Here is a 25,879-nt window from a genome sequence, read left to right as displayed (position 1 = left end):
CCACGGGTTGTTCCCACAACCCGATTTTATGGCCTGTTGCTCCTAGGCATGATATGGCCGGTACTGACCAGTTTCCTGCCCCCAGAGCTACTGCCCCTGTCATCGCTGCCGCGGGGGGAACTGCGGCAATTGCTCAGTTACTGGCCCGTTGGGTTAGGGTTAGTGCTGATGGCGCTCTACGATCTCCTTGTAGGGGCACTGACCCTCTGGGACTATTGCCAATCGGGTCAATGGCAAATAACCCTGCAACGACAGTGCGACCCTCGGCTTTCCATTGGTCGCCAAAATCCCATTCACCTAATTGTGCAGATAGGAGCCAGCCTTCCCTTGACGGCCACGACTCGCGTTGAACTGTACGATCACGTCCCCGCCGAGATACAGAGCGAGGTTCCGTATTTTCTTTTCAATGCAGTGCCCAACGGTGAGCTAACCCTGCTCTACCATGTGTTCCCACCACGACGGGGAACCTTTACGTGGTCTGGCTGTGATGTGCGTCTGCGCAGTCCGTGGGGCTTAGCGTGGCGGCAGTGGTTTGCAGCTCTCAACACCAACGTAGACGTGTATCCCGACCTAGTTGGGTTGCGATCCCTGTCCATTCGTCTCAGTCTTGAGTCCAGCGGCAGCCTACGGCGACGACGGCACGCCCTTGGGGGCACAGAATTTGCTGAACTGCGGGACTACCACCTTGGAGATGATCTGCGGATGATAGACTGGAAGGCCACCGCGCGGCGCGGGCGACCCCTCGTGCGCGCTATGGAGCCAGAGCGAGATCAACTGCTGATTATTTTGTTGGATCGCGGTCGCTTAATGACCGCCACCGTCGCTGGCTTAAAACGGTTTGACTGGGGCTTAAATGCTGCGTTGGCACTCGCCTTAACCGGACTGCGGCGCGGCGACAAGGTGGGACTTGGGATCTTTGATAAGCAACTGCACACATGGCTTGCCCCCCAAAGTGGTGATTCTCATTTGGGGCATATTCTTAGCCATGTGTATCAGTGCGAACCTGTTTTTGAAGAGTCTGACTACATGGGTACCGTTAGTGCCATTTTAGGTCACTACACCCGCCGTGCCCTTGTGGTTGTGCTCACGGAAATTATTGACGAGGTAGCATCTCAAGAGTTGCTCGGAGCAATGGCGCGGCTCACCCCCCGCTTTTTACCCTTTTGCGTGGCGCTGCGCGATCGCCACATTGAATCCATTGCCCACCAGCCCCTGACCCCCCAAACAATCGATGTGCCCGATCAAGTTACTGCCCTGTACGAACAGGCGGTCGCGCTGGATCTGCTTCATCAACGCCAACGAGCGTTTGCGCGGCTAGAGCAACAAGGTGTACTGGTATTAGATGCCCCCGCCGATCAGATCAGTACCCTGCTCGTAGATCGCTATTTACTCCTGAAGGCACGTGGCCGCCTCTAAGGGGTGGTATAACCATGAGTGAGCAAATATCGGCGACTGAAGCCAAGCACATTATGGGCTGACTGCAATCTATGGATCAGACGCTAGAACTCCATAATGTAAAAAATACCAAAGCTTGCAAGCACGGATAGATTCAAAGTCGATCCTTCAAGATAATTTTTTCGTATTGGCATCAGGCTGCAACAGTTGTGAACTAGAACATACTAGAACATAAAAGTAAAGTAACGATGAATCAATCTAATCAAACCTCTAGAACGGATAACGGCAAAGGCTTAAATGAGCAGAGCGGCATTCTGGTAACCGGCGGAACAGGTTCGTTTGGTCGTGCTTTTGTCAAGGAGGTTTTGCGGCTTTACCCAAACATTCGTCGCCTTGTGGTTTTTAGCCGGGATGAGCTAAAGCAATTTGAGATGGCTCAGGAAGTATCCCCAGACACCTACCCCGGCCTGCGATACTTCCTTGGCGATGTGAGAGATCGCGATCGCCTCCGCCGTGCTCTGAATAAGATAGACGTTGTGGTTCATGCTGCTGCCCTCAAACAAGTTCCTGCTGGGGAGTATAACCCCATTGAATTTGTCCGCACGAATGTCATCGGTGCTGAAAATGTCATCCAAGGGTGTCTTGATACTGATGTCAAGCAAGTCATTGCCCTTTCCACCGATAAAGCTGCTGCACCAGTGAATCTTTATGGGGCGACTAAGCTCTGTAGCGACAAGCTGTTTATTGCTGCGAATAACTTTGCTGGGCGGGATTTATCCTTTAGTGTGGTTCGCTATGGCAATGTCATGGGGTCGCGCGGGTCAGTGATTCCCTTTTTCCTAAGAAAATCCCAAGAGGGGTGCCTACCGATTACAGATCCCACCATGACGCGCTTTAACATTTCCCTACAGGAAGGGGTAGAGATGGTGCTCTGGGCATTAGCGCATGCTTGGGGCGGGGAAATCTTTGTCCCTAAAATTCCCTCCTACCGGATTCTGGACGTGGCTCAGGCCATCTGTCCTACGTGCCGGTATGAGATTGTTGGCATCCGTGCGGGTGAAAAAATCCATGAAGAGATGATTACCACCTCAGATTCCTACACGACCGTTGACCTTGGCCAGTACTTTGCTATTTTGCCAACCCAAGGGCGCTATACCCTAGAGGATTATTGCGCGAAAACTGGGGCAGTGCCGGTCAAGCCCGGGTTTAGTTACAACTCAGGCACAAATGATCGGTTCCTGACGGTGGCGGAGTTGCGATCGCTGATCCGTGAGCACATTGACCCTACCTTTGCGGTTGAACCTTAACCCATGGACTATATTCCCTACGGTCGCCACGACATCACCCCCGCAGATATTGAGGCTGTGATTGCGGTGCTCAAGTCCGACTGGCTGACCCAAGGCCCCCAGATTAACGCCTTTGAAACTGCCTTGGCGCAGTATTGCGGTGCCAAGTACGCTGTTGCTGTCAGTAGTGCCACCGCAGCCCTGCACTTGGCCTGTTTAGCGGCTGGCCTCGGCTGCGGTGATACCCTGTGGACATCCCCCATTACCTTTGTGGCATCAGCAAATTGCGGTTTATACTGTGGTGCCAAGGTTGACTTTGTGGATATTGACCCCCACACCTACAACCTAAGTGTGAGCGCCCTCGAGCAAAAGTTGGCGATCGCCGCCCAGCGGGGCACCCTACCCAAGGTACTGATTCCGGTACACCTTGCAGGCCAATCCTGTGAGATGGCACCTATTGCAGCCCTTGCCCAACGGTATGGCATCACCGTGATTGAAGACGCCTCCCATGGCATTGGCGGGCAGTACCAGGGCAACCCCATCGGTAACTGCCAATATTCCACCATGACCGTCTTTAGTTTTCATCCCGTTAAAATTATGACCACTGGTGAAGGGGGGGCAATTCTCACCAATGAGCCAGAGATATATCAACGCTTGCTGCGCCTGCGGACTCACGGCATCACTCGGGAGCCACAACAGATGATCGGCCACTCCCATGGGCCATGGTACTACCAGCAACTAGACCTAGGCTACAACTATCGCCTGAGCGACCTCCACGCTGCCCTTGGCTGTAGCCAGCTTCAGCGGCTAGGGGAGTTTGTTGCCCAGCGCCAATTCCTTGCCCAGCGCTACAACCAATTCCTAGGGGATCTGCCCCTGACGCTCCCTGCCCAGCATGGGGATACCGCCTCTAGCTGGCACCTGTACATTATTCGCCTCAAGTTGGATCAGATAGGATGCTCTCACCGTGAGGTGTTTGAGGCACTTCGCGCTGCCGGAATTGGTGTGAACCTGCATTACATCCCTGTCCATACCCAGCCCTACTATCAGCAGCTTGGCTTTCGCTGGGGAGAGTTCCCCGCCGCTGAAGCCTATTACCGCGAAGCCATCAGTTTACCGCTGTACTATGGGTTAACGGTTGAGCAGCAGGATTATATTATTCAAGTACTGCGCACCCTGATTCCATAGACCCAGAGGAAAACGACGTTCTCAATGGGTTTTCTGGCTCAGCCAACGGCAAGGGATATAAGGGGATATAATCATAGAGTATTTTGCCCTTTACGCGGTCTTCAACGGATATGGCCTTTGAGATTAATCACGGTCTTGGTCGCTTCAACTCCAAACGTGATTTGCGCGCTGCCCTTGGCATTCCTTTATCGGCACAGCCCGGAGAGATTCGTAAGCGGTACCTCAAAATTGCCAAAGCCCTGCACCCGGACAGCCGTGATGAAGAATCGGGGAAGAAATTAGCCAGTGACTTACTCTCGAAATTCGTCAACCCAGCTTACGAAATTCTCTCTCAAGATAAAGAACGGGAAGAGTATCAGGTTATCCTGCGGTTACTTGAAAAGCAGCTAGTATCTGCCAATATGGTGCCCGAGCCAACTTTCAGTTTGGCTGAAGACCTGTTTAAGGCTACCAATGTTGAGGAAGCCTACCAACAAGCTCTGGAAAAATTGGCTAAGGAGCAATACAGCGATCTGGCCAATGTCCTGACCGTCAGTGAACAAATTAGTGAACTCAATCTGATTTATCTGTGGCGATCCTCGGGGGGGAAAGCAGCCGCCCCAGTTAGTGCTGCCCCACCGGCGACCCGCCAAACAATGGCTGATACTCAGGTTCGCCCAGCATCAGAGCCTGTAGTGGCTGCTACGCCGGAGCCGTCCAAGACTGACCAATATACCGAGCAATACTATCGCCGTGCTGAGGAATTACTCAATAAAGGCGTTTATCTAGAGGCTATTAAGGAGCTTAAGGATGCTCTGAAAATTGACCCCCGCAGTGCCCGTTGCAATGCTTTACTGGGGAAGGTGTACTTGCAGCAGGGTCAAAATAGTATGGCAAAGATACATTTCAACCAAGCCCTCAAGCTGAACCCCCAAGAAATTGTTGCCATTCAAGGCATGGAAATCCTTGCCAAAAAGGAGCGCAAGGCACAGCAGAAAAATACGCAGCCGCCACAAGGTAAGGAGGGGCGAGATAAAAAGGGTGGCTTCTTTGGTGGTCTTTTTGGGAAGAAGTAGCCTGCTATGGTGTATCAACCGGCCTGTGGTGCCCGTGATATTTTGCCGTTGGATGTTGCTCGTCAGCGCTGGTTGGAGCACCGCCTAGAGCGCATTTTTCAAAGCTGGAGTTACCAAGAAATTATTACCCCAACGATTGAAACCTTGGCGACCTTAACTGCCGGGGGCGCACTCAAGCCGGAAACCGTCATTCAGGTGCACTCAGGGAGTGATGAACTCCTTGGTTTGCGTCCAGAGCTAACCGCCTCCATCGCCCGGGCGGCAGTGACTCGGATGGCAGGAATGCAGCTGCCCCAACGCTTGTACTACAAAACCAATGTCTTTCGGCGCTCGGCTATGGGGGGGTCCACCGCAGGGGACTTAGGCAGTCAGCAAGAATTTTTTCAGGCTGGGGTTGAACTGTTGGGGGCAACCGGCCTAGCAGCGGATGCTGAAATTCTTTGGTTGGTGCAGGAGTGCCTGAGTGCGCTTGGGGTTGACAATGCTTATCTGATGGTCGGTGATGCTCAGTTAACACAGCTATTATTGGCAGAATTTCCGACTGAGTTACAAAACGTGGTGCGGCAATGTTTGGCTAGTTTAGACCGTGTTAGTTTGCAACAGTTGCCGTCACCCTGGGCAGAGCGTGCCTGTCAACTCTTTGATCTGCGGGGTTCCCTCAGAGACGTTGAAGATGAATTAGAGAGGTGGCGCGTGTCCGCAGAGATCCATCAGCGTTTTCAAGCTCTCCGGCAACTTTTGGAACTGGTGGGCGATCGCCTCACGGTCACGCTTGACCTCAGTTTAATTCAATCCTTTAACTACTATACGGGGATTGTTTTTGAAGTCTTAGTTGCCACCGAAACAGAACTGCGCTTGGTGGGTCAGGGAGGGCGCTACGATCAACTTCTCAGCGTGTATCATCCTGATGGGACGGCTCTACCTGGCATTGGCTTTGTTTTTAACGTTGAACAATTGCTACAGGCGATCGCCAGTCCTCCGGCCTCTTTACTGGCGGCCCGCAGTCAGTGGCTAGTAGTCCCTCTGAATCCTGCTGCCTTAGGGGCTGCCCTTCAGCATGCCCAAACCCTGCGACTCGATGGCTCAACCCGAGTGGAGCTGGCTCTTTTGGAACTTGCGCCAGAACAAATCCGTTCCTACGCTCGCGATCGCCAAATTCCCTATATTGCTTGGATTGATGTTGATACCCCCCCGCAAATTGAATCTCTTATCGACCCGCTCACGCTGACGCAAAGCCGTGAAACAGCGACCCTTTTGCCACCACGTTCATAGCTTCGCTCCAGTACAAGTTATTGGCGGCTATAGCATTGCAGTCAACGCCTCTGTTAGAATAAAAAGCCGCAGCAATGTGGGCGGTTAACTCAGTTGGTAGAGTATCTCGTTTACACCGAGGCTGTCGGGGGTTCGAGTCCCTCACCGCCCATACACAAACAATCTGAAGTTAAGCTCCTATCAGGTACTGCTCGCCCAACGCAGTATAGGCAGAGCACTGCGACGGATTTTTGGTAGGCGCACTCAGCGCTGCACAAGGGCTGGCAACTCGGGAGAACTTTGCTGCAAGTGGGCTAACTCTTCGACAAAATCACTAATGCCTTGAAATTGACGATAGACCGAGGCAAACCGTACGTAAGCGACTTCACTAATCTGTCGCAGACGCTGGAGAGTTGCTTCTCCGAGTTCGCTACTGCTTACTTCGCGCCGCGATCGCAATTGCAATTCCGCCTCAATATCGTCCACAAGGGCTTCAATTTGCTGTTGTGGGACATTGGTTTTACCACAGGCGGTCATGATCCCCCGCAATAGCTTCGAGCGATCAAACGATTCACGATTGCCATCCCGCTTAATGACAATAATAGGGACAAATTCAATGCGCTCGTAGGTGGTAAAGCGTCGCCCACATTCTAGACACTCCCGTCGCCGCCGGATACTTTGCCCACTTTCTGCGGAACGGGACTCTAGCACACGACTATCGGTATGGTTGCAAAAAGGACACTGCATAAGCACTTAGCCACAATGAGGAGGAGCAGCGCATCAAAGGCTTGTTTGTATCATAGCTGATTCTCTCGGTGCCCTAAGAAGGTATAGGGCAATACCATGATTTGCTACGCTGAAGCTAGACCACGGGTATCACACCATGACCAATTCTGAGCCTCCGAAAAAAAGCGGCCAACCTGCCATCATTAACATTGAACCGGAAACCCTTCTATTCATTGTTGCCTTGGGAATTTTTATTCCCCTGATTGTGGTTGGCTTTTTTGCACGCTAATCAATCAGTTACGAAATCAGTTGCCCAGTTTGCAATTGCCAAAGGCTGTAGTACAGTCCTTCCTGAGCAAGTAGCGCTTCGTGGGTGCCCTGCTCGACAATATTCCCCTGTTCCATCACGTAAATACAGTTGGCATGGCGAATCGTTGAGAGCCGATGGGCGATCGCGATCGTCGTGCGGTGCTCAGTAATGTGGGCAAGGGAGCGTTGAATCGCCGCTTCGGTTTCGTTATCCACGGCTGAGGTGGCCTCATCCAACACCAGAATAGGCGGATCCTTGAGAATGGCACGGGCGATCGCCAACCGTTGACGTTGCCCCCCAGAGAGCTTTTGCCCCCGCTCCCCCACCACCGTGTCATACCCTTGCGGCAATTGCTCAATAAACTCGTGCGCCTCCGCCATCTTGGCGGCTTGGATGACCTCCGTCAGTGTGGCATCAAAGGTGCCGTAGGCAATATTTTCAAAAACAGTGCCATGGAACAAAAACACATCCTGACTTACCCAACCAATAGCGGCTCGTAAAWCCTGCAAGCGATACTCGCGAATGTCAATACCATCAATACACACACACCCCTGCTGCACCTCGTAAAAGCGCAGGAGCAACTTCACCAGTGTACTTTTGCCAGAGCCAGTGGAGCCAACAATGGCCACAGTCTGCCCAGCGGGAATCGTCAGGTTAATATGTTTGAGCACAGCAGAGCGCCCAGCATAGGCAAAGCTCACATCCCTAAAGGCCACCTCTCCCTTCACCCGAGATGGGTCTAGGGGGCGATCGCCCGTCCGAATGGCAATAGGGGTCTCCAGTAAATTCAACACCCGCTGCGTAGAAGCCATCGCCCGCTGATACTGATCCAGCGTTTCCCCTAGACGCGTCAAAGGCCACAGCAAGCGCTGAATCAGGTACACCATCGTACTGTAAGCCCCTACATCAAGATGGCCGTTAAACGCCGCAAAGCCCCCCAGCACTAGCGTTCCCGTAAAACCAAACAAAATCACAAATCGAATCAGGGGAATATAGGCAGCACTAAGGCGAATGGCACGGCGGTTACTCTGCTGGTAGGCATCACTGTCAATACGCAGTCGCTCCAGCTCATAGCGCTCAGCCGTGAAACTTTTAATGGTTTGAATGCCGGTAATATTATTTGCTAAGCGTTCGTTGAGTCGCCCCGCCTTTTCGCGCACATCCGCATAGCGCGGCGCTAAACGCCGCTGAAATACCAGCGAACCCCACAGGATAAACGGCATCGGCAGCATCCCCCAAAACGCCACCGTCGGTGCCAGCACAACGAAAATCCCACCAATGGCAATAACAGTGGTCGTCACTTGTAAGATTTCATTTGCCCCGCCATCAAGGAAGCGTTCCAACTGATTAATGTCATCATTGAGAATCGCCAAGAGTAGCCCACTACTGTGGGTCTCAAAAAACGCCATATCCATCTCCTGGACATGGGCGTAGGTTTCTAGGCGCAAATCGTGCTGAATCTGCTGTGCCAAATTGCGCCATGCCCGCGCATAGGCATACTCAAACAGCGACTCAAGGCTCCAAATAATAAAGGAAATCAGGGCAAGAGCAAGGAGTTGGTGCTCAAGAGACACAAGACCCCAGCGGGCAAACAGGGAATCTTGCCGCTGCACAACCAAGTCCACCGCAATCCCAATGAGAACCGGAGGAGCTAAATCAAAAATTTTGTTAAGAATAGAATACAGGGAGGCCAGCCCAACCTGTCGCTGATAGCGTTGAGTGTGATGTAGTAGCCGAACAAACGGATGCAATGGCCAACAACTCCCCTCAATGATCTTAGCCTAGCTCGTTACCGGCGCAGACTCTTGAATCGGCACCCATTCGGTGTGGAATGTGCCGGGCTTATCAAGGCGCTCATAGGTGTGGGCACCAAAAAAGTCGCGCTGCGCTTGGGTCAAATTTTGCGGCAGGCGATCGCGCCGATAACTATCAAAATACTCTAAAGACGCACCAAAGGCTGGAGCAGCAATACCTAAACGAGTAGCCTCCAGCATCACCTCCCGCCAAGCTGCCTGTTTATCCAGAATAGTTTGCTTAAACTCCGGTGCCAGCAATAGGTTTGGCAGATCAGGGTTTTCATCATAGGCCTGCTTAATTTTGTTCAGAAAACCAGCGCGAATAATGCAGCCTCCTTTCCAGATGCGGGCAATTTCACCCAAATTCAAGCGGTTGTCAAACAACTCCCGCGAGGCTTTGGCAATCAGTGCCATCCCTTGGGCATAGGAGCAGATCTTTGAGCAGTAGAGAGCATCGCGAATCTTATCAATAAACGCATTCACATCGCCACTAAAGCTAGCACTTGGTCCTGGAAGCTGTTGTGCTGCGGCCAGTCGCTCCGCCTTGATTGACGACATAATGCGGGCATTGACCGCTGCAGTGATCGTTGGAATAGCCACCCCCATATCAAGAGCCGTTTCCACCGTCCAGCGACCCGTCCCCTTTTGACCAGCCGCATCCACAATCACGTCCACCAAGGGCAGTTGAGTCTCAGGGTCAATATAGGTAAAAATCTGGCTAGTAATTTCAATTAAAAACGAATTGAGTTCCGGAGTGCCGTTCCATTCCTTAAACACCTCGTGGAGTTGCTGATGATTCAGCCCCAGCACATTCTTAAGGAGGTCGTAGGCTTCGGCAATAAGTTGCATATCGCCATACTCAATCCCATTGTGCACCATCTTCACATAGTGACCTGCTCCCCCAGGCCCAATGTAGGTCACGCAGGGGCCATCATCCACTTGCGCCGCAATTTTCGTCAAAATGGGCTCCAATGCCTTGTAGGCATCGATACTCCCGCCAGGCATGAGGCTAGGGCCATTGAGCGCCCCTGCTTCACCGCCACTAACCCCCATACCAACAAAGCACAGACCTGCGGCCTCTAGTTCAGCACCTCGCCGCTCAGTATCGGTATAGAGCGAGTTACCCCCATCAATCAGAATGTCTCCAGGTTCAAGGAGGGGCTTGAGTTGGGCAATGAGATCATCCACCGGCTGTCCTGCTTTCACCATGGCCAGAATTCGCCGCGGCCGAGAGAGAGAGGCTACAAATTCTTCGAGAGTATAGGTCGCCTTAAATTTACGGCCAACAGCGCGTTCGGCCATAAACGCCTCCGTACGGGCAGGGGTACGATTGTAAACGGCCACTGAAAAACCATTGCGTTCGATGTTGAGGGCAAGGTTTTCCCCCATAACAGCGAGGCCAATGAGTCCAAAATCTTGCTGTGACATAAATTCGTCCTGCGCTTGCAGTGGCAAATATCATTTCCACCATAGCCGGAAGCTCTGGGAACGCAATGGAAGAAGACGTTAACTTTTACCCACAGAACTGAGAGGATGCGGACTTCCATGCCCCTTAAAGGGTGAAGGCATCGACACATGTCCGCATCACTGTTACTGCGTCTCCGCTCAGTTTTGGTGCGAGGTTGCTGGTGTGTGCGTTCTCGAATCCCTGTTAAATCCTCTAGTGCAATGCTGGCAGAAAGAGACGTTGCGCTTTCAACGATGCGCTCGGAAACAGTGTGGTTCACCCAACGTTGGAACCAGCGCTCAGAAGCATCAATGGCACGAGGTTGGGACGCCCTGTTTGCTGGCAACGGGGAAGATGTTACTGACGGTGTTGATGCCTAATGCTGTACTAAAGCATTTAGTCAGGTCGAAAGAGGTGATGATGTTCAGGGCTGTAAAGGCAGGATCGCCCTTGAAACGGTGTGACATGCTGGGCGGCTAACGCAGGACTAATCAAATATAGGGTAGTGCGTGTCAGCCGTTGCTGTTGGCTAACGCTGGCCATCTCTGACAACGGCMCCAGCCACAATTGCTCATCGGGCCAGCCTAAGCGATAACCAATAGCCACTAGGGTGTTAGGAGAGTAGTGAGCAAGTAACTGTTGTTGTGCTCGTTGGACATAATTGGCACTTAGATAAAGGCACAGGCTAGCTTGATGAGCCGCTAAACTCGCTAACTCTTCAGCGGCAGGCACGCGAGTGCGACCGCTAGCACGGGTAAGAATAATGGTTTGCACCAGCTCTGGCAGCGTTAATTCTGCCTTCAGGCGAGCGGCAGCTAACTGATAAGCACTAATTCCGGGAACCACCTCCACCTCAATACCGGCAGCGGCTAAGCGTTGAATTTGCTCGTGAATCGCACTGTACAGACTGGGATCCCCCGATTGTAAGCGCACGACCACCTTGCCCGCTTCGACGGCACTAATCATCAGTGGCAGGATCTCTTCGAGAGTCAGTGCTGCTGTGGGGATACAGGTTGCTGTTGCTGCTGCAAATTGCAAAATACCACTCGGCACTAAGGAGTCGGCATAGAGAATGACATCTGCCTGCTGGATCAGGCGCTGTCCCTTCAGGGTTAATAATTCTGGATCTCCAGGCCCAGCCCCCACAAAATAGACACCAGCCTTGGGTTGAGTACCGTTTTCAACAATCAACGTAAATACTCTCTTGAATGACGTTCTGTAACTTAAGGAATTTTATGGCCTGAGGTATGTGTTTTGTGCAGGCTATCTCATCCTTGGGTTCGAGCAACTCCAGTAACTAGCTGCGGGGACGAATCAAGTAACCACAGCGATGCTCGCCATCCACAATCCAGTGGGTGCGCTCAACGGCACAGTCTTCCAAGGCGATCGCAAACATCTGCAACTCGTGATCGCACACTGCCGGAAAGGATTGTGCCACTGCTGAAATAGCGCAATTATATTCGGTAAAGAGATAGGCGGGGGGCTGACCGACCTCATGCACCGGGTAAAATTCTGCCATGTACCCCTCCTGTTGGCGCAGTGCCACCAATCGGGCGAGGCGTTCGCAAAGGGAGCCATTCCCCATTTGTTGGCGGTAGTCTATGGCCTTGCGTCGCCATGCCACCTGCAAAACATCATGAACCTGATCAGGCCCCAGCGTGGCTGCCACCGATTCTAACAGCTCTAGGGCAAAGCCTTTAGAGCCACTGGTGTGCTGCCGCCGCTGCAATTGCCGCAGTTCCTCGCGCCCTGCTTCACTAATGGTATAGCGATACTGAGGACGACCCACTGTCCCCGACAAAACGTCGTAGGTCACCAGTTGCGCCGCTTCCATCTCCTTGAGATGACGGCGCACCGCTTGGGGGCTAATGGCCAACTGCGCCGCTAACTCTTGGGCGCTCAGGTGCCCATCCCGGAGCAGACAGTGTAAGATGTCGTGTTTTGTGTCCGATGTGAGAGTCACTGCTGTTTCAATCCTCAGATCGACCCGTTGACCAAGTCTGCGCAAGGAGAATTACCCCTAACCCTAACTAACCCTTGACTTAAACAACCATTTTATTGCTAAATTAGTCCTAGAGATAAAGCAATCCTTTTGTTGCTTAATATACTCGAAACTCTGCCCTTCTTCACCCATAGAGAACACTCGATGTCGGCAACGGTACAATCCCTCGTCAACCAGCCTTACAAATACGGCTTTGTGACTCAGATTGAGACAGATAGCATCCCTCGTGGTCTCAACGAGGATGTCATTCGTCTCATTTCCGCCAAGAAGAACGAGCCGGAGTTTATGCTTGAGTTCCGGTTGCGAGCCTATCGGCAGTGGCTCAAGATGACTGAGCCAACGTGGCCGCGGGTTAGCTATCCCCCCATTGACTATCAAGATATTGTCTATTACTCGGCACCAAAGCAAAAGGAGAAGCTCAAGAGCCTTGAGGACGTTGACCCGGTGCTGCTAGAGACGTTTGAAAAACTGGGTATTCCCCTCTCAGAGCAAAAGCGGCTGACCAATGTGGCCGTGGATGCCATTTTTGATAGCGTCTCGGTGGCCACCACCTTTCGCGAAGAGTTGGCCAAGCAGGGGGTTATTTTCTGTTCGATGTCCGAAGCGCTACAGGAGTACCCCGACCTTGTGCAGAAGTACTTGGGGAGTGTGGTACCCATTGGCGATAACTTCTATGCCGCCCTTAATTCGGCGGTATTTTCCGATGGGTCGTTTGTGTATATTCCCAAACACACCCGCTGCCCGATGGAACTGTCCACCTATTTTCGGATTAACAACGGTGAGTCAGGGCAGTTTGAGCGCACCCTCATTATTGCGGAGGAGGGAAGTTACGTCAGTTACTTGGAAGGCTGCACAGCACCAATGTTTGACACAAATCAACTCCATGCGGCGGTGGTGGAGTTGGTCGCTCTCGATAACGCTGAGATTAAATACTCAACGGTTCAGAACTGGTACGCTGGGGATGAAAATGGCAAAGGCGGCATCTACAACTTTGTGACGAAGCGCGGCCTATGCCTAGGGCGCAACGCCAAGATCTCTTGGACTCAGGTGGAAACAGGGTCTGCCATTACGTGGAAGTATCCCAGTTGTGTTCTGGTAGGGGACAATTCTGTGGGTGAGTTTTACTCGGTTGCTCTTACCAACCACTGTCAGCAGGCGGATACTGGTACGAAAATGATTCACATTGGCAAGAATACCCGCAGTACCATTGTGTCTAAGGGCATTTCGGCGGGGCGTTCTACAAATAGTTACCGTGGCTTGGTGAAAATTGGCCCAAAAGCAGCGGGAGCGCGCAACTATTCCCAGTGTGACTCGATGCTGATCGGTGATCACTCTGGTGCCAATACGTTTCCCTATATCCAAGTACAAAACTCTACCGCCCAAGTGGAGCACGAAGCCTCGACATCCAAGATCGGTGAGGATCAGCTATTCTACTTTGCCCAGCGGGGTATTTCGGCGGAGGATGCTGTCTCAATGATGATTAGTGGGTTTTGCCGCGATGTCTTTAACCAATTGCCGATGGAGTTTGCGGTGGAAGCCGATCGCCTCCTCAGCTTGAAGCTCGAAGGCAGTGTGGGCTAGGTTTCGGGTAAAATTCGCCACACTTTAATGGTGGTATCCTCACTGGCGGAGATCAGTTGGTCTTGGCCAAACACAACGCTATAAACGGATCCAGAGTGACCTTTGAGGGTGCGTAGCAGGTCGCCGGAGAGTGACCAAAGCTTGACGGTTTGATCGCCATGGCCACTGGCAATGGTGCTGCCGTCGGGGCTGACCGCAACGCTAAAGACTTGACCACTTTCAGCGGAAAACTGATGTTCGAGTTCGCCTGTGGTCAAGTTCCATACCTTAATGCCATCTTTATCGCTGCCGCTTACAAGTTGGGCGTTGTTGGGGGTAAAGGCAAGGCTATTAACGTCACTGGTGTGCCCTTCAAGGGTGCGCAGCAGCCGTTGCGCCTGTAAATCCCAAAGGCGAATCTGGGTATCGACCCCACCGGTAGCTAAAAATCGGCCATCGTTACTAATGGCAACGGTGAGCATAATGCCGTCGTGGCCGCCTAGGGTGGCAATTTCTTGGAGAGTGCTCAGGTTCCAGAGCTTGACGGTATGATCGTAGCTGGCACTGGCTAGGGTACGCCCATCGGGGGTGAGGGCTAGGCCATTGACAAAGTCGCGGTGACCGCTGAGGGTGTGGCGCAGTTGGCGATCGCCGGTGTTCCAAAGCTTAATGGAGTTGTCTTTACTGCCACTGATCACCGTTTGACCATCGGGTGTGATGACAAGGGCATAAATCCAGTCAGTATGGCCACTGGCTTGCCCAAGTTCTGTCCCAGTTGCTAGGTTCCAAAAGTGGAGGACGCGATCGTCGCCGCCACTGACGAGTAAATCACCGCTGAGGGCAACGGCATTGACTTCATCGTCGTGCCCCCGCAGTGTCATCGCCAGTGCTACTTTTTGCCATCGTGAGGGCTGTGCTGTGGAGGGGCTGACGGGGTTATCCCCTGTCCAGCGGGTACTTAACTGCCAGTAGGCCACCCCAGCCACCGCAGCACTTAACACAAGGGTGCCCAAGAGAAGACCAATCTCAGAACTTCGTTTGTTGGTCATGGGGGGAAACCTCCAAAACGCAGGTGCTCAGCCACTCCAAAATGATCTGGTTCACTTCGGTGGGCTGCTCATCGTGGGGACAATGCCCTGCCGCAGCTAGTCTCACTAATTGTAGGTTGGCATGTACCTGCTGGAATAGGGTGGCAAGCTGGGGGGGAATGAAGCGATCCTGCTGCCCCCAAATTAATAGTAAAGGCTGTGGTATGGCTTGCAGCATGATTTTAGCACTGGTGCCGAAGCTTGGGCGGGTCATAGCCTGAATAATCTGGCCAAAGGCGCGATCGGCATGGCGATCGTAGGCAGGGGTGAGTAAAATCTCGAGCAATTCGGCATCCACACAGGTGGGGTTGGCATAGGCCAGTTGTGCCCACCGTTTGACAATAGCGGGGCGACGGACGGCATAAAACAGCCCCCGCAGCAGCCACTGAGCCGTAAAGAGCCGCTCAATGCTGTTCACAAGAGGGGCGATCGCCCGCGGGATTAGCTCATCCCGGATGGCAGGATCCGGCAAGCTGAGCATCACGACCCCAGCCGCCATTTGGGGGTAGCGGTAGGCACAGGTCAAGGCAATGAGAGCGCCAATGGAATTGCCAATAAGAATGGTGGGTTTACCGATGAGGTGCTGCCAGAAGGCATGAACCTGCGCTGCCCAAAAGTCAGCACTATAGGCGGCGATCGGTTTTTCGGCGGCTCCTAGCCCCATTAAATCTAAGGCGTAGGTGGGGTGATGCGTGCCTAAGGTTCGTAAATTATGTCGCCAATGCCGTAGCGAAGCGCCAAAGCCGTGCAGCAACAACAATGGATAGTCAGATGGAACCGGCGGTTGCCAAAAGCTATAACGGCTCTGCCACCCCCGCCAGCACCAGTCGCGCTCAATGCCGTAGCGGTAGGACGCGATCGCAGCTAGTTGTCTCATGCCCCTATCCCATCGATAATGACTTCTATGTTATGAAGTTTTGCAACGATCGACCGCAAGGAGTTTAATGTTGAGCGACGTCAGTGAAATAAACGATGCGATCGCCCCCCATGGGGGTATCTTGGTGAATCGAATTCTGTCCCCTGAACAAAAGCAGTACTGGCGCGATCGCGCCGATCAGCTACCGCGCGTGCGCCTTGACGAGCGGGCAGTGTCCGACTTAGAACTCATTGCCATTGGCGGCTTTAGCCCCTTGACAGGGKTTATGGGACAGGCGGACTACGAGCGGGTGGTTACGGAGATGTACCTAGAGAACGGCCTACCGTGGTCAATTCCCATTACCCTCTCTGTTACTGCTGAGGTCGCCGCGCCCCTAGAGCTGGGTCAGACCATCCGCCTTGACAACGCCGCCGGTGAGTTTCTTGGTATTCTCGAGCTGACCGAAAAATATACCTACGACAAACGCCACGAAGCCCGCTGTGTCTATCGTACAGAAGACGACAAACATCCGGGTGTCAACGTTGTCTATCAACAGGGAGAGGTGAATTTAGCCGGCCCAATTTGGCTCTTGGAGCGGCACCCTCACCCGCAATTTCCGAGTTACTGTATCGATCCGGTGGAGTCCCGCGCCCTGTTCCGCAGCAAAGGCTGGCGCACCATTGTGGGATTCCAAACCCGTAACCCCATTCACCGCGCCCACGAATACATCCAAAAATGCGCCCTAGAAATCGTCGATGGCCTATTTCTGCATCCCCTTGTCGGCGCAACGAAGGAAGATGACATCCCAGCGGACGTACGGATGCGCTGTTATGAAATTATGCTAGAGCACTACTATCCTCGGGATCGGGTCATTTTAGCCATTAACCCGGCTGCCATGCGTTATGCTGGCCCGCGGGAAGCGATTTTCCATGCCCTTGTTCGTAAAAATTACGGCTGTACTCACTTTATTGTGGGGCGCGACCATGCGGGGGTAGGGGACTACTATGGCACCTACGATGCCCAGCACATCTTTGATGAATTTGATCCGGCAGCTCTTGGCATTGTCCCCTTAAAATTTGAGCACGCCTTCTACTGCACCCGCACCCAGTCTATGGCCACAAGCAAAACCAGCCCTAGTAAACCAGAGGAGCGGATCCATCTGTCTGGCACTAAAGTGCGAGAAATGTTACGCCGGGGTGAACTGCCGCCTCCAGAATTTTCTCGCCCTGAGGTGGCTGCTGAACTGGCTCGGGCAATGCGACAACCGCACCTGAGCGCTCTGTGATCTAGCACAGGGGGTGGGGGACACTGCCTCCGTCTCTGACATTAGCAAAACGAGGGGGTCAAGTTGACGGCAACCTGACCCCTACAGCTGTTAGCAACGATAGTTTTTACTCAACAACTAGTGTGGACAAAATGTGGCTTTTTGTAACAACTCAGACCCCTCTTCGCATCTTAACCGATTAGGCTTGGAGTCGTGCACTCTTGGCTGCCTTTCAGCGTACTCTCTGTGTCAACGTTGACGGTACTTTAATGTGCTAGCAACTATTATTAACTGAAAGTTAGCTAAGCTTGCCTTAACCTCCCTGTTTGCAACAATGTGGGGACTTCGGCAACAACCACTAAACGACAAGGCTGGACAAAGCATGAAAAGAAACAGTGATCGTGGACATGAACTACATGGGTTGAACACTACTCTCAAGACAGAACTCTCAAGATAGAGCTGAATTATCTTGCAGTAGCCTTGCTTTATCCTGAACCCAAGAGCGAGGCGGCACAAGCTCTAAGTTCACTCTTGTCGTTAACTTGTTATTTACTGTGCCTACTTTTAAGTTAGCATAGCCGTTTTGAATCTGCCAAACGTTAAGTTGAAATTAAATATCTGTTATATTCCTTAACCTATGCTGCAACATGGTGTTAACCTGCTCTTTTACGGGCTATTGCTGGTATTATTAGGCGGCTGTTGGGGCGGTAGCTATCTATTACTCCCCACGGAACCTTTGGGTGGTGGCTTGAATTCCTTGGCACGCGAAGAATCACCACAGCTTTCCTATGATGGCCGTTATCTCGTCTTTGTGAGCGATCGCCCCGGGTATCGTGCCATTTTTCTATTTGATGTAGCGCAGCGGCAACTGATCCCCTTGCCCGGCTTAAACCGCCCGGGCATTGTCCAAGATCAACCAAGTATTAGTGGTGATGGTCGCTATATTGCGTTTCGCTCAGAAGCCCGCGGCAGGTCAGATATTGTGGTGTACGATCGCCTGACGCGGCAGCAAGACATTATTACCGCCACTTGGCAAGGAGAGGTACAATTGCCGGCAATTAGCGGTGATGGCCGCTTTGTGAGCTTCCAATCTGACCGTAATGGTCAATGGAACATTGAAATTTATGATCGCGGTGTACGCTCTCCGCTACCTGTGGCACCGGATAATTGAGACATTAACTAGCTTTTGCGGGGACGAGTTCCCGAAAAGGGTTGCGCCCCAGTGGAGGGATAATGGTCATTGCGAGGGGTAAAGATCCGCCCAAAGGCTTCCATCAAGAACTCCATCATCCCCTGTAGTTTTTGTCGTAATGATTTCAACATAGGTCAACTCCTAAGCAAGCAATTCACGCTCTACTTTTACTATAGAAAATCGATCCCCGTTGCTGAGAAGGGCTGAGATAATTGTTGATAACTTCCCTAAGGAAGGTATTGATATGTAAAAGAGTATTGTGTTATGTTTCGTGCGGCTCGGCGGTAGAATAAAACAGCGGTTGTACGCTAGGAGTCCAACACTGATTGAGTGCCATCCTACATGACAAATTTGAACGTATGGGATCATCTCTCCCTTGCCCAGCAGGTTGCGCAAATGGTGGTGGTGCGAGCCAGTGGTTATCGCTACGATCGCCAGATTCAGTATCCGGCTTGGGAACCCGATGCCACCACCCTCCAGACATGGGTGCAAGAGTTAGGGGTAGGGGGTGTGATCCTTTTGGGGGGCAGTGCAGTTGAAGTGGCCGAGCGCTGTCGTCAACTGCAAGGATGGGTCAACCTACCGCTGTTGCTAGCGGCTGATATTGAAGAAGGCGTGGGTCAACGCTTTAGTGGTGCCACGGAATTCCCGCCCCCAGCGGCATTAGGGGCAATTGCGCAGCGAGATCTAAATCGCGCCATTGAACTGGCAACGGCCATGGGAGCCTCTACCGCAGCGGAAGCCCTTGCCTTGGGGCTGAACTGGGTGTTAGCGCCGGTGGTGGATGTCAATAATAATCCGGCTAATCCGGTCATTAATGTCCGCGCCTTTGCGGAAACCCCAGCCTTGGTGAGTGCCCTTGCCCAAGCCTTTATTCGTGGTGCCCGTCAGTTCCCAGTTCTCACGGCGGCGAAGCATTTTCCGGGGCATGGCGATACCGCCACCGATTCCCACTTAGAACTGCCAGTCCTCCCCCACGATCGCGATCGCCTTGACGTCATTGAATGGCCTCCCTTTGAAGCGGCCATTACCGCCGGGGTAGATAGTGTTATGAGTGCCCATGTACTCTTACCCGCCTTGGATGCAGAGTATCCAGCCACACTCTCATCTGCCATCTTGACGGGAATTCTGCGCCAAAAGATGGGGTTTGAGGGGTTAATTGTCACCGATGCGCTGGTGATGGGGGCGATCGCCAATACCTATGGCACCGCCGCCGCCGCCGTCAAAGCCGTGGAAGCGGGTGCCGATATTTTACTGATGCCCCCAGATCCGCCTGCCGCCATTGCGGCGGTGGTAGCAGCAGTGGAGTCGGAGCGGATCTCCCCAGACAGGATTCAGGCCTCGCTGCAGCGCATCCAAAAGGCAAAAGCTCGTTTGCATAACCTAGCGATTGATTTAGACTACTGCCAGACCACGCCTGCGGTGGCCATTGCAACCGCCATCCAAGAGGAAAGCTTACAGCGCGCCGGCAAAGAACTCTTAGCGGTGCCCCTTGGGGTGAACTGCCTGATTGTGGATGATGCCCTGCGAAGCAGTTTTTTACCCCGCACCTGCCCTGCCCTCACCCTTCCCCCCCAGTGGGGCTTTCAAGAACGACTGGTCATCGATCAATTCACGCCCGTGGATGCCATTACCGCCGTAGCGGCTAAACCTACCCTTGTGCAAGTATTTAGTCGCGGCAATCCCTTTCGCGGCAACGCTGGACTCAGCACGAGCGCGATCGCCACTCTCCAGCATTTGCAACAGCAAGGGGCAGTGGCAGCGTTAGTAGTCTATGGCAGCCCCTATGTCTATAGAGAACTCACTGGTGCATTGCCAGCCAACCTGCCAAGGGTGTTTAGCTATGGTCACTCACCCGCTGCCCAAGCCATCGCCCTGCAAGCTCTTGCAGGCTAGTGGGGCAGCCTTCTGCACTGGAATGTTACATCGCAGCCACACTGAACTGGCTTGAAAGTACCCCTTGTAGAGACTCGAAGATTCCAGTATCCTGACTGCTATAGCAAATCTGGCAGAGGAGATCCCCTTAGAGCATCATGGAGATAGACATCGGCAGCAGATGTAGCAGTGCCTCAAGTCCTCCTGAGCACCAACAATGCTGTAGAGGAACGTTTACTCTGGTGGTATCTCTAGAAGAGTAACTGGGATGTCTGCCGCTAGCCTTGAAGTGTTGTTCGTGCTGCTGCTCATCATTGCGAATGGCGTGTTTGCAGGGGCTGAAATTGCCGTTGTCTCCGCTCGTAAAATCCGTCTTGAACAGTTGGCAAAGCGCGGGAAACGCAAAGCTAAAGTTGCTCTGAAGCTGGCCAATGCGCCCAATAGTTTTCTCTCGGCAGTGCAAATTGGCATTACCCTCATTGGCATTCTCAGTGGTGCAGTGGGAGGGGCAACCCTTGCCCAGCGGTTAGAGGGGGCACTGGCTCCGGTGCCATGGCTGGGGCAGTACAGTCAGCCCTTGAGCATTGCCATTGTGGTAACGGGCATTACCTATCTTTCGTTGGTGATTGGCGAGCTAGTCCCCAAGCGCATTGCCATGACCTATCCCGAAGTGATTGCCTGTAACATTGCCAAGCCAATGATGTGGCTCACGAAATTGGCTGCCCCGATTGTCCATCTCCTGAGTGTATCTACCGACGGTATTCTGCAAGTGTTGGGAATTTCCACAACCGCAGAACAAACCGTCACCGAAGATGAAATTAAGGTGTTGATTGAGCAAGGCGCACAGGCGGGGTTGTTTGAAGTGGCGGAACAGGATATGGTGGCGCGCATTTTCAACCTCGGCGATCGCCCTATTCAATCCATGATGACCCCACGCACCGATATTGTCTGGCTAGATATTGAGTCCCCGATTGAGGAAATTGAAGCAGAGATTCTGGGGACGTTTCACTCCCGCTTTCCAGTGGCCGAGGAAACGATTGACCAGTGCCTTGGTATTATTTCTGCAAAGGATTTCCTAGCGGCACGGCTCACCCAGCAGGAGGTGAACCTGAAGGAACTGTTGCAGCCTGCCCTGTTTGTGCCTGAAAGTCGTCGCGCGCTTGATGTCCTCGAGTTATTTCGCCAGTCCAGTCAGCACATGGCTCTGATCACCGATGAGTACGGCGGCATTGAGGGACTAGTGACCCTGAATGACTTGATTGAAGCAATTGTCGGCAGCCTCCGCCATGAGGAAGGGGAAGAACCCCAGATTATTCAACGCGAAGATGGCTCGTGGTTGTTGGATGGCTTGCTCTCGGCCTATGAACTGAAGGAACTCCTGCGGCGAGAGACGTTGCCAGAAGAAGAGAGTGCTAATTACCACACCCTTGGGGGGTTGATTATTACCCTCTTTGGCCGTATCCCCCAATCTGGGGATTACATCGAAACCGATGGACTACGGTTTGAAGTGGTGGATATGGACGGCAACCGCGTTGATAAGGTGTTGGTGAGCGAACTGTTGGGGGAGGACGACCCACAGGATGAACAGGATCATCAGGATTAGGGCGGCAAGTTAGCGCAACTGCTCCCATACAGCTACAGTTCCCTGCGCCGTTGCGATCGCGATCGCAGTTCCCTGAACAGCCATACAGGTGATGTCGGTGCAGCCTGTGTCCCAAGCTTCCTGTAGTGTGTTAGCGGCATAGCGATACACCACCCCTTGGCGATCGCCGCGCAATATCCCACGATCGCACCACACCCCCACCCCCTTAAAGGTATCCTCCAGTGGTTCCAACTCGGCCAGTTGTGTTGGCGGGTTCACTTGCCAGTGTTGCCAGCGGCCATCCCCTAATTCAAGGAGCACTTCTGTGCCCTGGGGTGCCCAGCATAGGGTTTGTACATTGGGAATAGGCAGTTCCCACCCCGCGAGAAAACACCCTGCCACTGCGTTAACGAAGAGGACGCTTTGGGGGGTGGCGATCGCTAGAAGTGCGGCATCCTCCGACCAGCCTATCGCTTGCGGGATGTGGCTTAATTCGTCTAACGCTACCGAGCGTTGGGGGCTATTTTTGTGCACAGCCCACTCTAGGAGTTGGCGATCGCTGCCAAAACTGCGTAGCCCTTGCCCATCCGGCGTAAACTGTATCCCTAAAACGGGTGCGGTGTGCCCCCGTAAGGTTCGCAACAGCTTGCCAGTGGCCACCTCCCACAGGTGAATCAGTGGGTCGCTCCCGGCACTAGCCAGGTAGCCGCTCTCAGGGTGGGTTGCGAGATGCTTGACAACCGTTGGCTCTGCCATGGCCATACGCGGTACCCATGCTGGGGCGTGCCGACTCTGCCACACCACGTCACCTGTGTTGGCGGCAAAGGCCACCACATCGGCGCGATCGCTACCGGCGACTAGGCATCCTCGCGCCCAGCCTAAGGATCGCACGGCACTAGGTACCCCTTGAACACGCCAACGGCAACACCATCCCCCCGTCCTTAGGGGTAGGGGCTGCTTGTTGAACCATGGCCGCAGCATTGGTTCAAGCTCTTGTAGCCGCTGCAATACCGTAACAGCACTGTCAAAGCGCAGCTTTAGCGAGGGAGCTACCAGCCGATCTAAGACCTCCCCTAGGGCAGCAGGCACTTGGAACCCATTCCCGTGGCTGCGCCAGTCAACGGTCTCTGTGGTTGGATCGTAGAGCAGATGGGGCGCAATTCCCGTCAGTAAGTACAGACACGTCGCCCCCAAACTGTAGAGATCACTGGCAAACACTGCCTTCCCCATCAACTGTTCCGGTGCTGTAAAGCCCAAGCTGCCGATGCGGGTTCCCGGCAGTCCCTCGGTGCCAGTGGCGGCCAGCTTCGCAGCACCAAAGTCCACCAGCAGCAGCAAGCCATCGGAGCGCCGTTGTAGAATATTTTCTGGTTTGATGTCGCGGTGAATGACCTGGCCTTGGTGGATAAACGCTAGAACCGGGAGCAAACTCTTGAGGCACTCAAGAATTTCTAGGGGGGTAAAACACCCTTGCCGCGCTAACCGAGCCGCCAGATCCTCACCATCAATAAACTCTTGCACAATGTACTGTCGCTGCTCCTGTTGGCAGTAGGCGTAAAGATCCGGAATTTGGGGATGGGGACCCAGTTCTTCGAGGCGGTGTGCCTCTTGGGCAAATAACTCCACCGCTTTTGGCGACAGGTTCCCCCCTTCGGGATGCAATTGCTTAATGACGCAGGGCGGGTGAGAGGGCTTCTGACGATCCACCCCCAGAAACGTCCGCCCAAAGCCGCCGCGGCCTAGGAGTCGCTGTGCCACGTAGCGATCGCTTAAGGCTAAGGTTGTGCCGCAAGCAAGACAGAAATGCCCTGTATCCGGATTTTGGGGGCGCGGACATTCTGGGTTTAAGCAATAGGCCACAGGCGCTGCCGACAGATTACATAAAAGCAGACCAATCGCTGCCAGTAAAATGCTGGCATGATTCAGAGACCAAATAAACTCAAGCACCACAGGAGATAGGCAACCCATACCTTCAAAAAGTGAGGCTGGGGCACCTCTTGACTCGATTGCGGTGTGTTTTGGTAGGGCAATGCTTGCGGCATTTTTACGTCACTGATGCATCCATAAACGATTTTAACGACTGAGCTAAATCGGCGGGAAGTGCCGCACTGTATGTGTGAATTGTATTTACTCAATGAAGATGAGTGTCGGGGGTAGGTGACACCGGACATCCCCATCCTCAGAACAGAAGCCGGATCAACGGGTGCGCTCCATTTCAAGACGATAGCGATTTTTCTTTGTGGTTTGAATCCCTTGGATCACGAGTCTGCCTTTACCTCGAATAGTGATGAGGTCGTTCACTTTGACGGCATACCGGGGGTGCTGCACAACGTGCCAGTTGACGCGCACCATACCACTGCTAATCCATTCACTCATTTTGCTGCGGGAGAGGCCAAATCCAGCTGAGGCAACGGCATCGAGGCGCAGGGAAGCTTCGACGGTGGTGAGATGCTTGGTTTGCGGCGGCGCAACGGCCAATTGATCCCAAGGACAGGGGTCAACGGTTACAGGCACTGTGCGAACCTGCTTGAGTGCGGTAGTGATTAAGGGAAGGCTGTCGGGGTTGACAATTGCTTGCGCACCTCGCTCTCCTAAAAGAATAATATCACCGTAGTCATCAGCAGCTACACCCGCTGCCTCTAGGGCTGACTCAAAATCGATATAGGTGGCGGGGTCAAACAGAAAGTTACCGCTAATGCGCACCAAGGCTAGGGGAGGACGCTGATTGTCTAGGGATAGCTCCGCAGGGGCGATCGCCAACCGGCAGCGCTCTGCTTGGGGATACCCACCCCAGGGCTGAGCATGGACATCGACCCGCTGCCCGATGTCAGTCAGCACCGCTGCTAGCTCATCCGGCGGCAGAAAGGGGGTATGGAGGACTGACCACGTTTTAAGCGCTGTATCAACCAGTGCCGCGATCGCCGACATAATTCTTCCACCTAAAGAGTTGTGATCTGCGGTACATCCAGCCACTGCGCTAGATAGTGCTTCAGCTGCTGGCAAAACCGGGGGCGATCGCTAAACTTCTCGGTGCGAATGGTTTTGCGCTGGGGGTCTAAACTCCAGCCGTAGTCACTGCTCAGGCGAATTTTGCCCTGCCAATCTGCAATGGAGATCACAAGCTGGGAGGCCGGGCTGTTATCGACCCCCTCAACTCGAAACACATAATTAAAGGTGTTTTGCCGTCCTGCCGCTACGGTTGAAGCTTGGCCAAACCGCTCCTGAAGGCGCGATCGCATCTGCTCGACCAAGGCTGCATCACCGATGTCTTCGAGGGTGCGCACGGCTAATGTCAAGGCAAAGTAAAATTCTTCAACGGGAATAAACCGCAGTTCCATGGGGGCGCAATCTTGCCAAAACTCTTCTCAAAATAGTACACTAGAAAGCTGTGTCTAAAATAGGGCAAGGCTATGCCAAAGCTGAAAACTCGTCGTTCTGCCGCCAAGCGTTTTCGAGCCACCGGCAGTGGMAAATTTATCCGCCGCAAGGCCAATAAAAATCATTTACTTGAGCACAAGGGGAGCGATCGCAAAAATCGCCTCTCCCAAAAAGCGCTGGTGGACGAACGGGACTTTGAGCGGGTCTCGTTGATGTTGCCCTACGCTTAAAACACACTCGGCTCCCTATCATGAAGGATTAACGTATGGCAAGGGTTAAACGGGGTAACGTTGCCCGCAAACGGCGTAAAAAAATTCTCAAGCTAGCCAAAGGTTATCGAGCTGGCCACTCCAAATTATTCCGCACCGCTAATCAGGTGGTAATGAAGGCGCTGTGCAACGCCTATCGCGATCGCCGGCGGCGGAAACGGGACTTCCGGCGACTGTGGATCGCCCGCATTAATGCAGCGGCGCGGCAACACGGCATGAGCTATAGCCAACTCATTGGCGCCCTCAAAAAGGCCGATATTCAACTCAACCGCAAAATGCTGGCACAGCTTGCCGTGCTCGATGCCGATGCCTTTGCAACAGTGATTAGCACTGCCCGCTCCACTTCAACTCCTTGACTC

General features: G+C 53.2%; 24 protein-coding genes, 1 tRNA gene and 1 pseudogene. 14 read left to right on the top strand and 12 right to left on the bottom strand.

The window, feature by feature from the left end; all coding sequences use genetic code 11:
• Positions 1 to 48 precede the first annotated feature (48 nt).
• From L5220_RS00795 to L5220_RS00770, 6 genes are all read left to right on the top strand, one after another.
• Entirely contained in the window at positions 49 to 1,416 is a 1,368-nt protein-coding gene (locus L5220_RS00795) for a DUF58 domain-containing protein (protein ID WP_499571006.1), read from the top strand.
• Between the two features lie 227 nt (positions 1,417 to 1,643).
• Positions 1,644 to 2,702: a UDP-N-acetylglucosamine 4,6-dehydratase (inverting) gene (gene pseB, locus L5220_RS00790; RefSeq protein WP_499571004.1), complete on the top strand. Its 1,059-nt coding sequence runs from the start codon at positions 1,644 to 1,646 to the stop codon at positions 2,700 to 2,702.
• A 3-nt stretch (positions 2,703 to 2,705) separates the two neighbouring features.
• Positions 2,706 to 3,869 (top strand): UDP-4-amino-4,6-dideoxy-N-acetyl-beta-L-altrosamine transaminase, encoded by a 1,164-nt coding sequence (pseC, locus tag L5220_RS00785; RefSeq protein ID WP_499571002.1) that lies wholly within the window; start codon positions 2,706 to 2,708, stop codon positions 3,867 to 3,869.
• Between the two features lie 110 nt (positions 3,870 to 3,979).
• The gene (locus L5220_RS00780) at positions 3,980 to 4,924 is read left to right on the top strand and encodes a J domain-containing protein (RefSeq protein WP_499571000.1); all 945 of its coding nucleotides are present in this window, start codon (positions 3,980 to 3,982) and stop codon (positions 4,922 to 4,924) included.
• 6 nt (positions 4,925 to 4,930) lie between these two features.
• Positions 4,931 to 6,196: an ATP phosphoribosyltransferase regulatory subunit gene (locus tag L5220_RS00775; RefSeq protein ID WP_499570998.1), complete on the top strand. Its 1,266-nt coding sequence runs from the start codon at positions 4,931 to 4,933 to the stop codon at positions 6,194 to 6,196.
• A 78-nt stretch (positions 6,197 to 6,274) separates the two neighbouring features.
• A tRNA-Val gene (locus L5220_RS00770) sits at positions 6,275 to 6,347 on the top strand.
• 92 nt (positions 6,348 to 6,439) lie between these two features.
• On the opposite strand, the gene nrdR is transcribed toward L5220_RS00770, so the two are convergent.
• Complete coding sequence (gene nrdR / locus L5220_RS00765; RefSeq protein WP_099798657.1) at positions 6,440 to 6,922, bottom strand: transcriptional regulator NrdR; 483 nt, start codon at positions 6,920 to 6,922, stop codon at positions 6,440 to 6,442.
• Positions 6,923 to 7,058: 136 nt separating this feature from the next.
• Between nrdR and L5220_RS00760 the strand changes: the two genes are divergently transcribed.
• Positions 7,059 to 7,190, top strand: a complete 132-nt coding sequence (locus tag L5220_RS00760; RefSeq protein ID WP_257790497.1) for a hypothetical protein — start codon at positions 7,059 to 7,061, stop codon at positions 7,188 to 7,190.
• 8 nt (positions 7,191 to 7,198) lie between these two features.
• Here L5220_RS00760 and L5220_RS00755 read toward each other — a convergent pair whose 3' ends face one another.
• The 5 genes and pseudogenes from L5220_RS00755 to sufR form a co-directional block, all read right to left on the bottom strand.
• Positions 7,199 to 8,962, bottom strand: a complete 1,764-nt coding sequence (locus L5220_RS00755) for an ABC transporter ATP-binding protein (protein WP_499570996.1) — start codon at positions 8,960 to 8,962, stop codon at positions 7,199 to 7,201.
• A 30-nt stretch (positions 8,963 to 8,992) separates the two neighbouring features.
• Positions 8,993 to 10,435, bottom strand: coding sequence for an NADP-dependent phosphogluconate dehydrogenase (gnd, locus tag L5220_RS00750; RefSeq protein ID WP_499570994.1), 1,443 nt, complete (start codon positions 10,433 to 10,435; stop codon positions 8,993 to 8,995).
• A gap of 158 nt (positions 10,436 to 10,593) precedes the next feature.
• Positions 10,594 to 10,767, bottom strand: a pseudogene (locus L5220_RS00745) (RNA-guided endonuclease TnpB family protein); the annotation flags it as partial.
• An 83-nt stretch (positions 10,768 to 10,850) separates the two neighbouring features.
• A complete protein-coding gene (cobM, locus tag L5220_RS00740; RefSeq protein WP_499571439.1) occupies positions 10,851 to 11,642 on the bottom strand; it encodes a precorrin-4 C(11)-methyltransferase in 792 nt (263 codons plus the stop codon).
• A gap of 109 nt (positions 11,643 to 11,751) precedes the next feature.
• Positions 11,752 to 12,417, bottom strand: coding sequence for an iron-sulfur cluster biosynthesis transcriptional regulator SufR (sufR, locus tag L5220_RS00735; protein WP_448514351.1), 666 nt, complete (start codon positions 12,415 to 12,417; stop codon positions 11,752 to 11,754).
• 183 nt (positions 12,418 to 12,600) lie between these two features.
• On the opposite strand from sufR, the gene sufB reads away from it, so the two are divergent.
• Entirely contained in the window at positions 12,601 to 14,037 is a 1,437-nt protein-coding gene (gene sufB, locus L5220_RS00730; protein ID WP_099798659.1) for a Fe-S cluster assembly protein SufB, read from the top strand.
• On the opposite strand, the gene L5220_RS00725 is transcribed toward sufB, so the two are convergent.
• Both L5220_RS00725 and L5220_RS00720 read right to left on the bottom strand, forming a co-directional pair.
• The gene (locus L5220_RS00725) at positions 14,034 to 15,065 is read right to left on the bottom strand and encodes a WD40 repeat domain-containing protein (protein ID WP_448514352.1); all 1,032 of its coding nucleotides are present in this window, start codon (positions 15,063 to 15,065) and stop codon (positions 14,034 to 14,036) included. The genes sufB and L5220_RS00725 overlap by 4 nt on opposite strands.
• Positions 15,043 to 15,981, bottom strand: coding sequence for an alpha/beta fold hydrolase (locus tag L5220_RS00720; RefSeq protein WP_499570992.1), 939 nt, complete (start codon positions 15,979 to 15,981; stop codon positions 15,043 to 15,045). The genes L5220_RS00725 and L5220_RS00720 overlap by 23 nt, the downstream gene beginning before the upstream one ends.
• Before the next feature lie 67 nt (positions 15,982 to 16,048).
• Between L5220_RS00720 and sat the strand changes: the two genes are divergently transcribed.
• Both sat and L5220_RS00710 read left to right on the top strand, forming a co-directional pair.
• The gene (gene sat / locus L5220_RS00715) at positions 16,049 to 17,245 is read left to right on the top strand and encodes a sulfate adenylyltransferase (RefSeq protein WP_499570990.1); all 1,197 of its coding nucleotides are present in this window, start codon (positions 16,049 to 16,051) and stop codon (positions 17,243 to 17,245) included.
• A 616-nt stretch (positions 17,246 to 17,861) separates the two neighbouring features.
• The gene (locus L5220_RS00710; protein WP_499570988.1) at positions 17,862 to 18,395 is read left to right on the top strand and encodes a TolB family protein; all 534 of its coding nucleotides are present in this window, start codon (positions 17,862 to 17,864) and stop codon (positions 18,393 to 18,395) included.
• A gap of 8 nt (positions 18,396 to 18,403) precedes the next feature.
• Here L5220_RS00710 and L5220_RS00705 read toward each other — a convergent pair whose 3' ends face one another.
• Positions 18,404 to 18,547 carry a nicotinate phosphoribosyltransferase gene (locus L5220_RS00705; protein WP_448514356.1) on the bottom strand — a complete coding sequence of 48 codons (144 nt, stop codon included), beginning with the start codon at positions 18,545 to 18,547 and terminating at the stop codon, positions 18,404 to 18,406.
• A 211-nt stretch (positions 18,548 to 18,758) separates the two neighbouring features.
• Here L5220_RS00705 and L5220_RS00700 point away from each other — a divergent pair, with 211 nt between their 5' ends.
• Both L5220_RS00700 and L5220_RS00695 read left to right on the top strand, forming a co-directional pair.
• Positions 18,759 to 20,312 carry a glycoside hydrolase family 3 N-terminal domain-containing protein gene (locus L5220_RS00700; protein WP_499570986.1) on the top strand — a complete coding sequence of 518 codons (1,554 nt, stop codon included), beginning with the start codon at positions 18,759 to 18,761 and terminating at the stop codon, positions 20,310 to 20,312.
• A gap of 247 nt (positions 20,313 to 20,559) precedes the next feature.
• Positions 20,560 to 21,894: a hemolysin family protein gene (locus L5220_RS00695; RefSeq protein ID WP_448527367.1), complete on the top strand. Its 1,335-nt coding sequence runs from the start codon at positions 20,560 to 20,562 to the stop codon at positions 21,892 to 21,894.
• Positions 21,895 to 21,903: 9 nt separating this feature from the next.
• Here the strand turns inward: L5220_RS00695 and L5220_RS00690 are convergent, their stop codons facing one another.
• The 3 genes from L5220_RS00690 to L5220_RS00680 form a co-directional block, all read right to left on the bottom strand.
• A complete protein-coding gene (locus L5220_RS00690) occupies positions 21,904 to 23,841 on the bottom strand; it encodes a protein kinase domain-containing protein (protein ID WP_499570984.1) in 1,938 nt (645 codons plus the stop codon).
• A gap of 228 nt (positions 23,842 to 24,069) precedes the next feature.
• The gene (locus tag L5220_RS00685; protein WP_499570982.1) at positions 24,070 to 24,801 is read right to left on the bottom strand and encodes a photosystem II electron transport protein, Sll1252 family; all 732 of its coding nucleotides are present in this window, start codon (positions 24,799 to 24,801) and stop codon (positions 24,070 to 24,072) included.
• Between the two features lie 11 nt (positions 24,802 to 24,812).
• Positions 24,813 to 25,211: a hypothetical protein gene (locus L5220_RS00680; protein WP_099798669.1), complete on the bottom strand. Its 399-nt coding sequence runs from the start codon at positions 25,209 to 25,211 to the stop codon at positions 24,813 to 24,815.
• A gap of 72 nt (positions 25,212 to 25,283) precedes the next feature.
• Between L5220_RS00680 and rpmI the strand changes: the two genes are divergently transcribed.
• Together rpmI and rplT are read left to right on the top strand one after the other, a co-directional pair.
• Entirely contained in the window at positions 25,284 to 25,481 is a 198-nt protein-coding gene (rpmI, locus tag L5220_RS00675) for a 50S ribosomal protein L35 (RefSeq protein ID WP_099798670.1), read from the top strand.
• 35 nt (positions 25,482 to 25,516) lie between these two features.
• Positions 25,517 to 25,876 carry a 50S ribosomal protein L20 gene (gene rplT / locus L5220_RS00670; protein ID WP_448514807.1) on the top strand — a complete coding sequence of 120 codons (360 nt, stop codon included), beginning with the start codon at positions 25,517 to 25,519 and terminating at the stop codon, positions 25,874 to 25,876.
• The last annotated feature ends 3 nt before the right edge of the window (positions 25,877 to 25,879 follow it).

The organism is Synechococcus sp. PCC 6716 (genome assembly GCF_022570815.1).
Classification (GTDB): Bacteria; Cyanobacteriota; Cyanobacteriia; order Thermosynechococcales; family Thermosynechococcaceae; genus Thermosynechococcus; species Thermosynechococcus lividus.
The sequence above is the reverse complement of the archived record's forward strand: the minus strand, read 5'-3'. Positions and strand labels throughout refer to the sequence as shown.

Excerpts from the sequence above, each read along its gene's own strand:
- pseB (WP_499571004.1), top strand. The coding sequence starts at position 1,644 with ATGAATCAATCTAATCAAACCTCTAGAACGGATAACGGCAAAGGCTTA.
- L5220_RS00690 (WP_499570984.1), bottom strand. The coding sequence starts at position 23,841 with ATGGGTTGCCTATCTCCTGTGGTGCTTGAGTTTATTTGGTCTCTGAAT.
- L5220_RS00685 (WP_499570982.1), bottom strand. The coding sequence starts at position 24,801 with ATGTCGGCGATCGCGGCACTGGTTGATACAGCGCTTAAAACGTGGTCA.
- L5220_RS00725 (WP_448514352.1), bottom strand. The coding sequence starts at position 15,065 with ATGACCAACAAACGAAGTTCTGAGATTGGTCTTCTCTTGGGCACCCTT.
- L5220_RS00720 (WP_499570992.1), bottom strand. The coding sequence starts at position 15,981 with ATGAGACAACTAGCTGCGATCGCGTCCTACCGCTACGGCATTGAGCGC.
- rplT (WP_448514807.1), top strand. The coding sequence starts at position 25,517 with ATGGCAAGGGTTAAACGGGGTAACGTTGCCCGCAAACGGCGTAAAAAA.
- L5220_RS00710 (WP_499570988.1), top strand. The coding sequence starts at position 17,862 with ATGCTGCAACATGGTGTTAACCTGCTCTTTTACGGGCTATTGCTGGTA.
- pseC (WP_499571002.1), top strand. The coding sequence starts at position 2,706 with ATGGACTATATTCCCTACGGTCGCCACGACATCACCCCCGCAGATATT.
- gnd (WP_499570994.1), bottom strand. The coding sequence starts at position 10,435 with ATGTCACAGCAAGATTTTGGACTCATTGGCCTCGCTGTTATGGGGGAA.
- L5220_RS00695 (WP_448527367.1), top strand. The coding sequence starts at position 20,560 with ATGTCTGCCGCTAGCCTTGAAGTGTTGTTCGTGCTGCTGCTCATCATT.
- L5220_RS00700 (WP_499570986.1), top strand. The coding sequence starts at position 18,759 with ATGACAAATTTGAACGTATGGGATCATCTCTCCCTTGCCCAGCAGGTT.
- L5220_RS00780 (WP_499571000.1), top strand. The coding sequence starts at position 3,980 with ATGGCCTTTGAGATTAATCACGGTCTTGGTCGCTTCAACTCCAAACGT.
- L5220_RS00760 (WP_257790497.1), top strand. The coding sequence starts at position 7,059 with ATGACCAATTCTGAGCCTCCGAAAAAAAGCGGCCAACCTGCCATCATT.
- L5220_RS00795 (WP_499571006.1), top strand. The coding sequence starts at position 49 with ATGATATGGCCGGTACTGACCAGTTTCCTGCCCCCAGAGCTACTGCCC.
- L5220_RS00705 (WP_448514356.1), bottom strand. The coding sequence starts at position 18,547 with ATGTTGAAATCATTACGACAAAAACTACAGGGGATGATGGAGTTCTTG.
- L5220_RS00680 (WP_099798669.1), bottom strand. The coding sequence starts at position 25,211 with ATGGAACTGCGGTTTATTCCCGTTGAAGAATTTTACTTTGCCTTGACA.
- nrdR (WP_099798657.1), bottom strand. The coding sequence starts at position 6,922 with ATGCAGTGTCCTTTTTGCAACCATACCGATAGTCGTGTGCTAGAGTCC.
- L5220_RS00775 (WP_499570998.1), top strand. The coding sequence starts at position 4,931 with ATGGTGTATCAACCGGCCTGTGGTGCCCGTGATATTTTGCCGTTGGAT.
- sufB (WP_099798659.1), top strand. The coding sequence starts at position 12,601 with ATGTCGGCAACGGTACAATCCCTCGTCAACCAGCCTTACAAATACGGC.